Genomic DNA, 14,467 nt, shown 5'->3' with positions numbered 1-14,467 from the left:
TTGATCAGAATCAAAGATATAATCCAAAATAGACAATCGATCGCTCTTTTTATACATTCGGTCAAATTATGAAAAAAAGACTTGCCGCTAACTTGCAAGAAATGACGCCTTACAACGAGGTGCCTGCCAATCGCTGGATTCGTTTTGTCGATACCCAGTTGGGCGTGAGTTATAAGGAACATCGACATCGTTGGGGGGAGTTTATTTATGTATTTCAGGGCACACTGGAAATTAAAGTGGCAGGAATCAGTTATGTGGTTCCACCATCTTATGCCATCTGGCTGCCGCCTTATACGGAACATGGTTCGCTGAACTGGGGAGAAATGTCACACAGTGTTTTTTATATAGAACAGCAAGACTGTATGCATATGCCCAATAACACCTGTATTTTGATGACGACGCCCCTCATCCGTGCGCTGTTACAGCATTTACGACAGAATCCACCCGATTTTCCGTTGACTGAAGAAAACCGGCATTTGCTGTTGGTGCTGTCTGAACAGCTTAAACATGCCGATGTGATTGACAGCTATTTGCCGACGACTTCACATACCGCCTTGGCTGAATTATTGGATTATTTGCAGGCACATCCTGCCTGTACCGATTCATTGGCAGAATTGGCCGATCGGGTGCATATGACAGAAAAAACCCTGACCCGTTATAGTCAAAAAGAGTTGGGTATGTCACTACATGAGTGGAAACAGCGTATGAAGCTCATGCATGCGATAAAAATGCTGGAGCAGGGTTGTACAGTTGAATCTATTGCATTATCAGTTGGTTATAGCACGCCGACGGCATTTATTAATATGTTTAAAAAACGCATGCATTATTCACCGAACCAGTTTAGACAATTGGTACAGGCCTAACCTGGATCGGGAGTTGTTAGATTCATAACTTTTTTCTATATAAAAATTAAAATAATATCAATTACATAAATATAACAGCCCTCAAAAAGTAGATTGGTTAAGGTAAAACTGAATAACTGCGTGTGAGCAGCTATTTTTGAGGAGAAACAACAACAACGAGGGCTATCATGACTTCTGAAAAGCCAAAATGGTATGCCAATGTTTATCCACGGGTGTTTTTGAGTACCGTGATAATTATTGGGATTTTTCTTGCCTTGGTGTTATTGACACCCAATGCATTTGACTTGATTACCAAGCAATTGAATCAGTGGATGATCCATTCCTTTAGCTGGTTCTATGTGCTGTCAGTCGCATTGTTTTTAATCAGCTTAATTTATATTGCCTTGTCCAAAATGGGGGAGATCAAACTCGGCCCTGACCACAGTCAGCCTGAATATGGAAACGGTTCATGGTTTGCCATGCTGTTTACCGCAGGGATGGGAATTGGACTGATGTTTTTTGGGGTAGCTGAACCCATGATGCATTACGTCTCACCACCGACAGGACAAGGTAAAACTCTCGAAGCCGCACAGCAAGCCATGCGCATTACCTTTTTCCACTGGGGACTACATGCATGGGCGATCTATGCCGTAGTGGGATTGGCACTGGCTTATTTTGCGTATCGGCATGAACTTCCCCTAAAAGTCCGTTCGGCGCTGTATCCCTTGATCGGGCAGCGTATTTATGGGCCGTTGGGAGATGCCGCAGATACCTTTGCCACTATCGGGACGGTATTTGGTGTTGCAACTTCGCTGGGCTTTGGCGTCACCCAAATGAATTCGGGGTTGAACTATTTATTTGGCTGGCCACAAAGTACCACGATTCAGGTGGCTTTGATTATTGGGGTCAGTATTCTGGCATCGCTCTCGGTCTTTTTAGGACTGGACAAAGGCGTCAAGCGTTTATCTGAAATCAATCTATTGCTGGCGGTGGTTTTACTGCTCTTTGTCTTTTTGACCAGTTCCAGTATTTTCTTGCTGCAAACCACCATTCAAAACCTTGGTCAGTATTTATCGAATCTGTTCACCATGACTTTCAATCTTCAGGCTTATCAGCCGAATGGTTGGATTGGTGGATGGACGATTATGTACTGGGCATGGTGGATTTCATGGTCGCCATTTGTCGGGATGTTTATTGCACGGGTTTCCCGCGGGCGTACCATTCGCGAGTTTATTGTGGGCGTGTTGCTGATTCCGACAGGCTTTACCGTGCTCTGGATGGGCTTCATGGGCAATGCAGCCTTGTTCAATGTGATTCATCAGCATAACGATGCTTTGCTGCTCTCGATTCAAAAAGACAGCTCCATGGCGCTGTTTGAGTTTTTGTCGACCTTGCCACTCTCAAGTGTGACCAGTTTCCTTGCCACCTTGCTGGTCTTACTGTTCTTTGTCACTTCAGCAGACTCAGGGGCTTTGGTCACCGATTATCTCACTGCGAAGAAAGATGGTTCGCCTGTCTGGCAACGTCTGTTCTGGACTGTGCTGATGGCGCTATTGGCGATCATTTTATTGCTGGCAGGCGGCTTGGGCGCATTGCAATCCGCAACGATTATGAGTGCTTTACCATTCTCGATTGTGATGCTGTTTATTTTGTGGGGACTACTGAAAGCCCTGCATTTAGACGCAACCAAAATGCAGGCACGTTTGTATGCGCGAACGACACCTCGTGCGATTCATAATCCACGAAGCTGGCAGCAACGTTTGGGCTTGATCATGCATTATCCACATGGGCAACGGGACGTTGAACAGTATATTCAACAGCGTGTGAGTCGGGCATTTGCCAACATTCAGCAGGAGTTTGAACGTCGTGAGTTACAGGTCAAGATTACCCAAGTTGAAGGCGAACATCAGGGCTTACAGCTTAAGGTCGACCATCATGATGAGATTAATTTTGTCTATCAGGTGATTGCGACTAACACCAATCCACCGAGCTTTTTGCAGAATGATACCACTCAAGAAGATTATTATCTGGCAGAGGTGTTCCTGAAAGAAGGGGGTCAACACTATGACGTGATGGACTGGACGGAAGATGACCTGATTCAGGATGTGCTGGATCAATACGAACGCCATCTCCACTTTTTACGGACTATTCGTCCACGTCCTTAAATGAATAAAAAATAAGGCTGCCATGTGCAGCCTTATTTTTTGAGCGTCTTTCATCAATCTTGTGCTGGTCGGGTTTTATCACTAAAGAATTTCTTGCGAATCCAGAAACTGACACTGACCAGTGAGATCAGCACAGGGACTTCGACCAGTGGCCCAATCACGGTGGTAAACGCCACAGGTGAAGCCAGTCCAAAGGTTGCCACTGCAACTGCCAACGCCAGTTCAAAGTTATTTCCCGCAGCAGTAAATGAAATGGATGTACTGCGTGCGTAGTTATTGCCGAGCCATTTGCTCATGGCAAAACTCAGGAAAAACATCACAATAAAGTAGATGGTCAGTGGAATGGCAATCCGTAACACATCGCTTGGTAAGCTCAGTACTTCACCACCTTTTAGACTAAACATCGCCACGATGGTAAACAGTAGCGCCAGTAAGCTGATCGGGCTGATTTTGGGTAAAAAATGGCTTTGATACCAATTTAAGCCTTTGGCTTTGACCAAGATGCTGCGTGTCAGAAAACCTGCAAAAAATGGAATACCCAAATAAATCAGCACGGCTTTGCTAATGTCGAGGAAACTGACATCGATCACCTGACCTTTTAAACCAAAATAGGGCGGTAAGAAGCTGAGGAAAAACCAGGCATAGGTACTGAAAAACAGGATTTGGAACAGACTGTTAAAGGCTACCAGTGCTGCAACATATTGATTGTCACCACAAGCCAGACCATTCCAGACCAGTACCATCGCGATACAACGCGCCAGACCAATCAGGATCAGCCCCGTCATGTATGCAGGTGAGTCATGCAGAAAAATCACCGCGAGCGAAAACATCAGTACAGGCGCAATCAGCCAGTTTTGCACCAAAGACAAGGTCAGGGTTTTCTTGTCTTTAAAAATTTCAGGCAACGCTGCATAGTCCACTTTGGCCAGTGGTGGATACATCATTAAAACTAGACCGATTGCAATCGGCAGATTGATCGTGCCGATACTCAAATGATTGAGGGTTGTAGAGGCTTGTGGGAGAAATTGCGAAATCGCAATGCCGAGTCCCATCGCCAGAAAAATCCACAGCGTCAGATTACGATCAAGAAACGATAAGCGAGATTGAGCCATAAAAAGGGTCATCTAAAAATTAATCACAGCAACGCACTGAACTTGACGCTGCTGCTGGTAATGAAAGGGGAGCTTGCTGCTGGACGATCTGTAAAATCTCAATACACCAGACTGGAAGTTGCTCATGCAGGCGGTAATAGACCCATTGACCTTTACGACGATCTTGGAGCACACCTAAATTGCGTAGCAGTGCCAAATGTCGAGAAATTTTGGGTTGACTGAGCTGAAGTTTTTCAGTCAGATCGCACACGCATAATTCCTGATGTTCAACGACCAGCAGCACTAGACTGAGGCGAGTTTCATCGGCAAGGCATTTAAAAAATTGAACTTGATCCATATTTTTAACCAGATACACGTTTTCCGTGTTCATCAATGATCTGTTCGCCATCTTCTTTAGTAAAAGCACCGAGCTGCGGCAACGGTAAAATATCCAGAACCACTTCAGATGGACGGCACAGACGCGTTCCTTGTTCAGTAACCACAAATGGGCGGTTAATTAAGATGGGATACTGTGTCATAAAATGCAGCAAAGCGTCATCCGACCAATGGCTTTCTTCAAGATGCAGGTTGGCATACGGTTCAACATTGCTACGTATCGCTTCACGTACGGTTAAGCCTGCATCAGCAATCATTTTCACCAGTTCTTCTTGGCTTGGCGGTGTTTTTAAGTATTCGATAACTTCAGGTTCTACACCAGTGTTTTGAATCAGGGCAAGGGTATTGCGTGAGGTTCCACATGCAGGGTTATGATAAATTTTAATGCGAGTTGACATGTCCGATACTCAAGATACACATTCGATAGAAAACATTATATATGAATATACGTATATATGAATGAAAAATGTGTACCCGATAAAAAAGCGCCGAATTTAGGCGCTTTTGATTTTGATCAACTTATTCTAGGTCAAGACTTGGCCAATGCTTTTGATGATAGGCACTGTCCCAGAACAGCCACTCCAGCTCGGCACCACGTCGGTAAGCCTGTTGCATTTTCGCCAAGGTATCGGCATCACAGCGTTCAGCCACCTTGTCGATGGTGGCAATCACATTACGAACTGCGTTATGAAATTCTTCACCTGCATAAGTGTCAATCCAAGCCTGATACGGGTTATTGGCTGCCGAATTTTCAACAATTGCCAGACCCACTTCAGCATAAATCCAGAAACACGGCAGAATCGCGGCAAGAACCACAGGGTAACTTTCCGACCATGCGGTTGCCAATAAAAATGAGGTGTAGTGATGGCAAGCCAAGGTCAAAGGGGTATTGGCAAACTGTTCAGGGCTAATCCCGAATTGTTGCATAAAGCCCTCATGCAAACTTCGCTCGACAATAATCGCTATTTTAGCACCTTCAGAAAATTGCATGATGTCATCGGCATCAAAGGCTTTGGCAGCCGCGACCGCCAGCACTCGGCCATAGGCCAGTAAATAGTGAGAATCCTGAACAATATAGTGCTGAAAAACTTCAGGTTTTAAGATGCCTTGTGCCAGTTCTTGATTAAATGGGTGCTGGACGATTTTTTGATATAAGGCAAGGTTGTTCTGCCAGAGCTGCTCTGAAAAACGCATCGTAACTCCATGATTAAGCGAAAACAGCAATATAGCGTGTTTTTCAGATTTAAATAGGTAAAAAAATAGAAGCAGGTATAATGTTGATTATTCCTTTCTGATACATGTGAACACAACATGTACGTTTTATCTTATAGGTCAGTTCCATGAAACATTTTCGTTTCTCATTTTTTTTCAGCATCGTCTGTCTCGGTATCGCAGCGTACTGGGGATTCACCCACGGTCCAGCCGCTGGGGTATCGACTATGCTGCAAGCACTGTCTGTGACCGCCATTTTGGCGATTATGGAAGTGTCATTATCTTTCGATAATGCCGTGGTCAATGCTTCGGTACTTCGCAGTTGGGATCATTTCTGGAAAATGATTTTCCTCACCGTGGGGATGATTATCGCGGTGTTTGGTATGCGTTTGGTGTTCCCGATTGTGATTGTGGCAGTGACTGCCAACATGAACATGATGGATGTGGTCAGTATGGCACTGAATGATCCAAAAACTTATTCGATGCGTTTGATTGAACACCATGCCGAAATTGCCGCTTTTGGTGGTTCATTCCTTGGCTTGGTGTTTTTAAACTTCTTCCTCGATGAAGAAAAAGACACTCACTGGTTTAAGTGGCTGGAACGACGCCTCACCAATTTGGCCAATGTACCTGCGATGTCAGTGTTTTTAACCCTGATTTCGTTATTGATCATGGCGCACAATGTTGTGGAAAGCGAACGGTTGGCCGTGACGCTGGCAGGGATCTGGGGCATTGTGGTCTATATTGGTGTACAAGTGCTAGGTCACTTGCTCGGTGGTGAACCCGAAGTCGATGAAGATGAAAGCAATGCAGGTAATGCAGCCAATGGTCTGATCAAAGCAGGAATTGGTGGATTTTTGTATCTGGAAGTGCTGGATGCTTCGTTCAGTTTTGACGGGGTGATCGGTGCATTTGCGATTACTTCTGATGTCGTGATCATCATGCTCGGACTGGCAATTGGTGCGATGTTCGTACGTTCCATGACGATTTATTTGGTCGAAAAAGGCACGCTAGATGCTTATATTTACTTGGAACATGGCGCGCACTATGCGATTGGTGCATTGGCCGTGATTATGTTTGCCAGTGGTACAGGCATGCACATTCCTGAAGTGGTGACAGGACTGATCGGAATTGCATTTATTGTTTGGGCAGTGATTGCTTCAATTCAATATAGCAAGCATCAGGTCGCTGATTAAGCCAAATTTCAGGAAAATGTATAAAATGGATGGGGTACAATAATTTTGTACCCCATTTTTTATGCTTTGCCCGTTTATCCTAAAGAGATTACAGACCGATATGATGAATGCTTTAGAACGCCGTTCCACCTTTGCCTTAAGCAGTATTTTTGCATTACGAATGTTGGGATTGTTCATGATTATTCCTGTTTTTGCAGTCGCAGGACAATCATATCAATACGCAACGCCAGCACTGCTTGGTCTTGCGGTGGGTGTTTACGGTTTATCTCAAGCCACTTTACAGATTCCATTTAGCCTTTTGGCTGACCGCTTTAGCCGTAAACCTTTGGTGGTGCTTGGCTTGTTACTCTTTGCTTTGGGCGGTGCGATTGCGGCCATGTCACATACCATTTACGGGGTGATTTTAGGACGTGCAGTGGCAGGTGCAGGTGCGGTGTCTGCGGTGGTGATGGCATTGCTTGCCGATGTGACCCGTGAAGAAAACCGTACCAAAGCCATGGCGACCATGGGCATGAGTATCGGGTTATCCTTTGTGGTCGCGTTTAGTATCGGGCCTTGGTTGACGCATATTGTGGGGATTTCAGGATTATTCTGGGTGACGACCATCATGGGGCTGTGTGCCATTATGATGCTGTTTTTGGTGCCGAAAACCACACGTCACCATCGTAATTTTGAACATGGTTATTTGCAGCAACTTAAACATGTGCTGAAAATGGCGGATCTGAATCGTCTACATTTTTCTATTTTTTCTCTCCATTTACTGCTCACTGCGATGTTCATTTATGTGCCATCGCAATTGATTGAATATGCAGGCATTCCTTTATCAAAACATGGTTTAGTGTACTTACCCTTGTTGCTGATCGGGGTATTCTGTTCATTCCCGAGCATCATCATTGCTGAAAAACACCGTAAGATGCGTGGCATTTTCTTGGGTGCGATTGTTGGCGTAGTGGTGGGTTTATTGGTACTAACTTTCGGTTATCACTCGAAATATACCTTGCTGCTTGGCTTAGGCATCTTCTTTGTCGCTTTTAACGTGATGGAAGCATTATTGCCATCTTGGTTGTCGAAAGCGGCTCCAATCCAATCCAAAGCGACAGCCATGGGGGTGAATGCCAGCTCTCAATTCTTTGGTGCATTCCTTGGTGGTACGCTCGGCGGTCAATTATTAATGTTACATAATGCGTCAACAGGTTGGGGTATTTTGACAGGAATTGCCGTGATCTGGACCTTGGTCAGCTTTGGTTTGAAGCAACCACGCTATTTATCTTCTGTGATTTTGCGTTTGCCTGAGGGTAAACAAACAGATGAATGGACTATCCAGCTTTTGGCAATTCATGGTATTGAAGAAGTGGTGGTCATGCTGGATCAGCAAGTCGCTTACGTGAAACTAGATAAAAAGCAGCTCGATGAATCTGCACGACAACATTTAACGCACTTGTTAGGCAAAGAGCTAGTCATTTGAAGATAACTCTTATAAAGTAAAACGTAGAAACATATAGGAAGATAGTAGCGAATGCGTGGTGTTAATAAAGTTATTTTAGTCGGTACATTAGGTCGAGATCCTGAAACTAAGACCTTTCCAAATGGTGGGTCTTTAACCCAGTTTTCTATCGCAACGAGTGATTCTTGGGTAGATAAAAGTACAGGCGAGCGAAAAGAACAAACAGAATGGCATCGTATTGTATTGCATAACCGTTTAGGTGAAATTGCACAGCAATATTTGCGTAAAGGCTCGAAAGTGTATATCGAAGGTTCATTACGTACTCGTCAATGGACAGATCAAAATGGTCAGGAGCGTTACAGCACTGAAATCCGTGGTGATCAAATGCAAATGTTAGACTCAACTCGTGGTCAGTCTGAACAGGGCGCAGGCGATAACTCTGGTTATGGTCAGCCTCGTTTTAACAATAACAATCAGCAAGGTGGTAACAACTACGGTGGTGGTTATGGTCAAAACACGGGCTTTAATAACCAGCCAGCGGGTGGACAAGGCGGTGGTTTTAACAACTATGGCGCAGGCAACAACAATGCGAACCAAGGCGGTTACAATAACCAAGCTGCGAAACCAAAACCAGCGGCAGCCCCTGCACCCGCAGATCTAGATGACGATTTGCCGTTCTAAAAGCGCTGAACTGAACCAAAATAAAAAATCTCTTATCTGAATAGATAAGAGATTTTTTTTATTGTTCCTAAAAAAGCATGCACTTTTAAAGCCAATATCGTTACTATAGCTGCTTGCGTTTTAGTTTAGTGTCATGACGTTTGGGAAATATGAAGATTGTTCAATTACTTTCAACTTTTGATCGCGCGACCATTGAGCGAAGTCGCGGATATATCAGTGAGATTGATGCCGAACAAATTTCAGTACATGCTCAACCGACCAACAAATGGTTAATCGAAGCCCAAGTTCAAGGGCGGCAGCCTTATCGCACCCGTGTGACGCTCGATGCCAATCAACAACAGGTTCTACAGACCCGTTGTAGTTGCCCCGTGGGCGATCACTGTAAACATGCTGCGGCTATCGTGCAGTATGCCGTGCAGCATCAGTTGATTGCTAGCTCACCTGCGCAGGAAAACCGTTCGGCGTGGTCGCAGCGTTTTGAATCGACACTTAATCACTTTCAGGTCAGCACTGAAACGCCTGCATTTTTAGATGAAAACCATTTTATTTATATCGTAGAGCGCCAGCAAACAGGGCTGAATACCCTGCAACTGTATAAGGTTCGCCGCAACAAACAGGGTGAATTGCGTGAAGCCAAACAATATACCAACTATGCCAATATTCTAAATTCACATGTCGATGCCACGGTGCAAGAACGTGTACTGTTTCAGCAAATTTATAGCGCATTAAATACCGAAAAAGATAATCAACTACCGCCACATACCCTAAGCCTCAAAGGCTTGCCAGCCAGTTTATTACAGCAAGCCGCACAGTCTGGCTGGTTATATGCTGACGATTATAAAACCGCTACATTGCAGTGGTCAGATGCGGTTTATCGACTGGATTTTACTTGGGAAACGCAGGCAGATGGCCAGTCCGAGCTGTTGATTGCCGACATTTATGCGCTTGGCAGTAAAAATGAGTTAAAACATGCGCCGCATATTCGCATTCTCAATACACAGCCGTTGAGTTATGTCGATACGAAACAGAAAACTATTGGTCGGGTCGATGCGGAATATCGTTATGAGATTATTGATGATTTGCTGAAAATGCCTGCGATTCCAAGTCATTTGCTGGGGCAAATGGAGCAGACTTTACAGCGTTATCGGGTCGATCAAAATGTAACGCTAGCATCCTCAGACAAAAAACTAAAAAAAATCTCAGGGCAGCCCAAAGCGGTTTTACGTTTTGGTGATCAGGTACAGCTTGATCGGATGTTCTCAAAAAATGAATTGGCTTGTGCCAGTGTATTTTTTGACTATCCTGCGGGGCGTGTCGCAGCCAATACACCTGAAGACAGTTTTGTCGGGCAGCAACAGCAAAAGCCTGTGCGGCAAATGCGTGATCTTGAAAAAGAACAGCAGTTATTGAAAATGCTGTGGGACAGCCTGCCTGATATTGCATGGCTGGAACAACTGCCACAGATTCAATTGCCACATGTCGATACAGGCAATTTACTGTGTATCGATGCGCATGAACTGATTGCGGCACTGTTACCTGTCAACCAGATTGAAGCCCTCGGCTGGACTGTCGAGCATGGCGCGCAAAGTCTGTTTAATTTACAGCTTGCCCAACATGTCGATATTGCCCTGAGCCAAGCCGATGAGCGTTATGAATGGTTTAACATCGGCATGACCATTCAGGATCAACGTGGCAATAAACATAATCTGGCGGAACTACTGGCACGTCTGATTCAGTTGCATCCGAAATTGCTCGACATGCAGCGTATGCATGAGTTTGATGAAGAACATTATTTTGTGGTTCCAATTGGCAATGCGCCGAGTCTGCTGATTTATTTTAAAGACATTAAGCCGATTCTGGTTCATCTGAATCAGTTGTTTAATCAGGATGATGACATTCAATTGGATGTCTATGATGTCGCGCTGCTATCTCAAGCCACCGATTTAAATTTGAATCTGTACCATGCCGATCGTTTGAAACAGTTTATTCAGCGTTTGCAGCAAGGAGAGCAGCAGGCTTTGGCAACGCCTGAAGGTTTCTGTGGAGAACTGAGAAGTTATCAACAGCAAGGTTTGGGCTGGTTGCAGTTTCTGACTGAAACCCGTCATGGCGGTATTTTGGCCGATGACATGGGCTTGGGTAAAACCGCGCAAACGCTCGCACATATCTTGTTGCAGCAGCAGGCAGGGCAGCTCAATAAAACCCCTGTGCTGATCATTTGCCCGACCTCACTGACTTCGAACTGGTTTAAAGAAGCACAAAAATTTGCACCGCAACTCAAAGTGCTGGTGTTGCATGGACATAACCGTCATGTGCATTTTCAGCGTTTGGCTGAATATGATGTGGTAATCAGTACCTATCCTCTATTGGCGCGTGACATTCATCTGTTGAAAGATCAAAAGTTTCACATGGCGGTGCTCGATGAAGCACATTACATCAAAAACCCGAATGCCAAAGTCTCACAAGCTGCGCGGCAGTTACAAGCACAGCATCGTTTGTGCCTGACAGGGACGCCGCTAGAAAACCATTTGGGTGAGTTGTGGTCGTTGTTCCATTTTCTAATGCCCGGTTTCTTGGGGACGCAAGACCACTTTAACCGCAAATACCGCTACCCGATTGAGCGACAGCAGCGTATTGATCTGCAAGAAAAACTGGTGCTGCGTACCCGTCCGTTTATTTTGCGCCGTCTGAAAAATGAAGTGGCGAAAGAGCTGCCGAAGAAAACCACCATTGAAGTCAATATCGACATGAATGATGCGCAGCTCAAGTTGTATGAAGCACTGCGTACCGCGATGCAAAGCAATGTGCGTCGCATTCTGGCGGAGCGTGGGCTAAAACGCAGTCATATTCAGATTTTGGATGCCTTGCTGAAATTGCGTCAGGTGTGTTGCCATCCTCGTTTATTGAATTTGGAAGGGATGAACAGTCACAAGATTCATTCTGCCAAACTCGATTATTTAATGGATACCTTGCCTGACATGTTGCAGGAAGGGCGTAAGATTCTAATTTTCTCACAATTTACCAGCATGCTCAGTCTGATAGGTGATGCCTTGCAAAAACAGGGCATTGAGTACGTCAAACTGACAGGTCAGACCCAAAAGCGTGATGATGTGATTCAGCGTTTCCAGTCGGGTGAAGTACCGATTTTCCTGATTAGCCTGAAAGCAGGTGGGGTGGGGCTGAACCTGACTGCTGCTGATACCGTGATTCACTATGATCCGTGGTGGAACCCTGCCGCAGAAGATCAGGCTTCAGATCGGGCATGGCGCATTGGGCAGGACAAACCTGTATTCGTTTATAAACTGCTGATGAATCAGAGTATTGAAGAAAAAATCCTGTTGATGCAGAAAAATAAGGCGCAACTGGCGCAGTCGATTTTATCGAAAAACAGTCAGATCAATACGTCCTTTAGTGAAGATGAATTACTGCAATTGTTTGATGCCACTTAATCGACGTGTTGCATCATCCCAATAAATAAAAAAACAGCGATGTTGGGGGACATCGCTGGGGGTAAAAAAGGGGTGTTGTTCAAGTTTTTGTGGTTTTAATTATTAGATTTCTTTCATAAGTCCTTTTTATTTCTCTTGCGCTGTATTGAAATATATTTCAATTTGGCTCAGGGAGAAAAATAAAGAGGGTGTAGACATTTATGGAAGAAATTTATTTGTCCAAAGTTTTACAGAGTGAGCAGATGGTGCCGCTATGTTTGTGTGAGAACATCACATCTGGGCGTTCATAGGCTTCATCGCACACCACGCAGCTATACACAGTTGCCACAGGTGTTCCCTCAGCGTCATAACGCGGTTCTTTAATGCCGTCATGCTCTTGTTTTATATAGTATTTTCCACCAGTCAGTAAGCCCATCACTGGAGTCAGTACAAAGGCAACCACAAGCGCAATCAATGGTGAGTAGGCTGCAAGGAAGCTCCCAAATAATCCGAAGAATGCTGCAATCGAAAGACCTGCTGCGGCAAGGAAAGCCACCATGCCCACAGGGTTGATGTTGTAAAGCATGTCGCGGCGGTATTCAGGTTCTTTCGGTGAAAGTTTCAAGACATATTTGTTGATGGCAATGTCAGTCGCAACCACCACCACCCAAGCAATTGCAAAGTTTGAGTAGAAGCCTAAGATTTTACCCAACACCGCGAACATGTTACCTTCCATGAGTGCGAGAGCAATCGCCAAGTTCACCAAGACAAAGATGATACGCCCTGGATAATGTTTGCTGATACGGGTGTACGCACTGGTCCACGCCAAAGAGCCTGAGTAAGCATTGGTCACGTTAATTTTGATTTGTGAAATCACCACCAAAATTACCGCCAAGGCCAAGGCTAACCAACCTGGAAGCATGTCATGGAAAGCGGCATTGAACTGTTGTACAGGTTCAGTGGCATTCACGCCTGGTAATTTGGTCAGCAAGTAGAAGCCTAAGAATGCACCGATGATTTGTTTGAGCGCACCCAAAATCACCCAGCCTGGCCCTGCGGAAATGACGGCTGCCCACCATTGTTTGCTGTTGTCTTTGGTTTTGGCTGGCATAAAGCGCAGGTAGTCGATTTGTTCACCAATTTGCATGATCAATGATAAACACACGCCTGCACCGAGCATAATCGCGGCCATATCCATCGGGGCAAAGCCGTCATGACCTGTAAATTGAGCAAACTGACCGACCAGATTTGGCTCTTTATTGATGAGGTATGCCACAGGGCCAATCATCAGAATCAACCAGACAGGAGTCGTCCAGACCTGTAATTTACTCAAGGCTTTCATGCCGTAAATCACCAGTGGAATTACCATAAAGGTTGAAAGCAGATAGCCTGCCCACAGCGGAATGCCGAGACCGAGTAGCAAACCTTGCGCCATGATCGAACCTTCGAGCGCAAAGAAAATGAAGGTAAAACTAGCAAAAATAATACTGGTCAGCACCGAACCGAAGTAGCCAAAACCTGCACCACGGGTAATCAGATCGAGGTCGATGTTATAACGTGCAGCGTAGTAGGCGAGCGGAATACCTGTCAGGAAAATGATGATTGCGGCAAATAAAATTGAGAACACGGCATTGGTGGTACCGTAAGACATGCCAATACTCGCACCAATCGAGAAATCCGCGAGGTAGGCAATGCCACCGAGTGCGGTAATCGCCACCACTTTCGGACTCCAACGTCTAAAACTGTGTGGTGCATAACGCAGGGTATAGTCTTCTAATGTTTCGTTGACTGCTTTTTGATTGTCACTGCTGCCTTGCAGGCTGTTTACATCTGAATGTTGAGATACGCTCATAATCGCCATCCTCCCCGATATCGATGCTGAATTTTTGAGTTGCATTCAGTGTGGCTTGTCAGGGCAAAATCGAAAATACGTTATATTGCGTATCTGTACGCAGGATAAAAGCATGGTCAAAATCGGTAAATTTTGGCAAAGTGCAAGCAGCACTTGAATG

11 protein-coding genes are annotated in these 14,467 nt (G+C 45.1%); 6 read left to right on the top strand and 5 right to left on the bottom strand.

Going from position 1 to position 14,467, the window contains the following annotated elements; all coding sequences use genetic code 11:
- Positions 1-68: 68 nt before the first annotated feature.
- Both C1A47_RS07350 and C1A47_RS07345 read left to right on the top strand, forming a co-directional pair.
- On the top strand, positions 69-863 hold the full coding sequence (locus tag C1A47_RS07350; RefSeq protein ID WP_111893903.1) for an AraC family transcriptional regulator: 795 nt from the start codon (positions 69-71) through the stop codon (positions 861-863).
- Between the two features lie 167 nt (positions 864-1,030).
- On the top strand, positions 1,031-3,007 hold the full coding sequence (locus C1A47_RS07345) for a BCCT family transporter (RefSeq protein WP_111893901.1): 1,977 nt from the start codon (positions 1,031-1,033) through the stop codon (positions 3,005-3,007).
- A 53-nt stretch (positions 3,008-3,060) separates the two neighbouring features.
- Here C1A47_RS07345 and arsB read toward each other — a convergent pair whose 3' ends face one another.
- The 4 genes from arsB to tenA form a co-directional block, all read right to left on the bottom strand.
- Positions 3,061-4,119: an ACR3 family arsenite efflux transporter gene (gene arsB, locus C1A47_RS07340; protein ID WP_111893899.1), complete on the bottom strand. Its 1,059-nt coding sequence runs from the start codon at positions 4,117-4,119 to the stop codon at positions 3,061-3,063.
- A gap of 19 nt (positions 4,120-4,138) precedes the next feature.
- Positions 4,139-4,456 (bottom strand): metalloregulator ArsR/SmtB family transcription factor, encoded by a 318-nt coding sequence (locus C1A47_RS07335; RefSeq protein ID WP_111893897.1) that lies wholly within the window; start codon positions 4,454-4,456, stop codon positions 4,139-4,141.
- A 4-nt stretch (positions 4,457-4,460) separates the two neighbouring features.
- Positions 4,461-4,892, bottom strand: a complete 432-nt coding sequence (gene arsC / locus C1A47_RS07330) for an arsenate reductase (glutaredoxin) (protein ID WP_111893895.1) — start codon at positions 4,890-4,892, stop codon at positions 4,461-4,463.
- A 121-nt stretch (positions 4,893-5,013) separates the two neighbouring features.
- The gene (tenA, locus tag C1A47_RS07325) at positions 5,014-5,688 is read right to left on the bottom strand and encodes a thiaminase II (RefSeq protein WP_111893893.1); all 675 of its coding nucleotides are present in this window, start codon (positions 5,686-5,688) and stop codon (positions 5,014-5,016) included.
- Positions 5,689-5,834: 146 nt separating this feature from the next.
- On the opposite strand from tenA, the gene C1A47_RS07320 reads away from it, so the two are divergent.
- The 4 genes from C1A47_RS07320 to C1A47_RS07305 all read left to right on the top strand — a co-directional run bounded on the left by C1A47_RS07320 (position 5,835) and on the right by C1A47_RS07305 (position 12,476).
- Entirely contained in the window at positions 5,835-6,902 is a 1,068-nt protein-coding gene (locus C1A47_RS07320; RefSeq protein WP_111893891.1) for a DUF475 domain-containing protein, read from the top strand.
- A 100-nt stretch (positions 6,903-7,002) separates the two neighbouring features.
- A complete protein-coding gene (locus C1A47_RS07315; RefSeq protein ID WP_111893889.1) occupies positions 7,003-8,367 on the top strand; it encodes an MFS transporter in 1,365 nt (454 codons plus the stop codon).
- Between the two features lie 51 nt (positions 8,368-8,418).
- Positions 8,419-9,027, top strand: coding sequence for a single-stranded DNA-binding protein (gene ssb / locus C1A47_RS07310; protein ID WP_111893887.1), 609 nt, complete (start codon positions 8,419-8,421; stop codon positions 9,025-9,027).
- 149 nt (positions 9,028-9,176) lie between these two features.
- Positions 9,177-12,476, top strand: coding sequence for a DEAD/DEAH box helicase (locus tag C1A47_RS07305; protein ID WP_111893885.1), 3,300 nt, complete (start codon positions 9,177-9,179; stop codon positions 12,474-12,476).
- Positions 12,477-12,687: 211 nt separating this feature from the next.
- Here C1A47_RS07305 and C1A47_RS07300 read toward each other — a convergent pair whose 3' ends face one another.
- Positions 12,688-14,307 (bottom strand): purine-cytosine permease family protein, encoded by a 1,620-nt coding sequence (locus C1A47_RS07300; protein WP_111893883.1) that lies wholly within the window; start codon positions 14,305-14,307, stop codon positions 12,688-12,690.
- Positions 14,308-14,467 lie beyond the last annotated feature (160 nt).

Source organism: Acinetobacter sp. MB5 (assembly GCF_003261585.1).
Lineage (GTDB): Bacteria > Pseudomonadota > Gammaproteobacteria > Pseudomonadales > Moraxellaceae > Acinetobacter.
The sequence above is the reverse complement of the archived record's forward strand: the minus strand, read 5'-3'. Positions and strand labels throughout refer to the sequence as shown.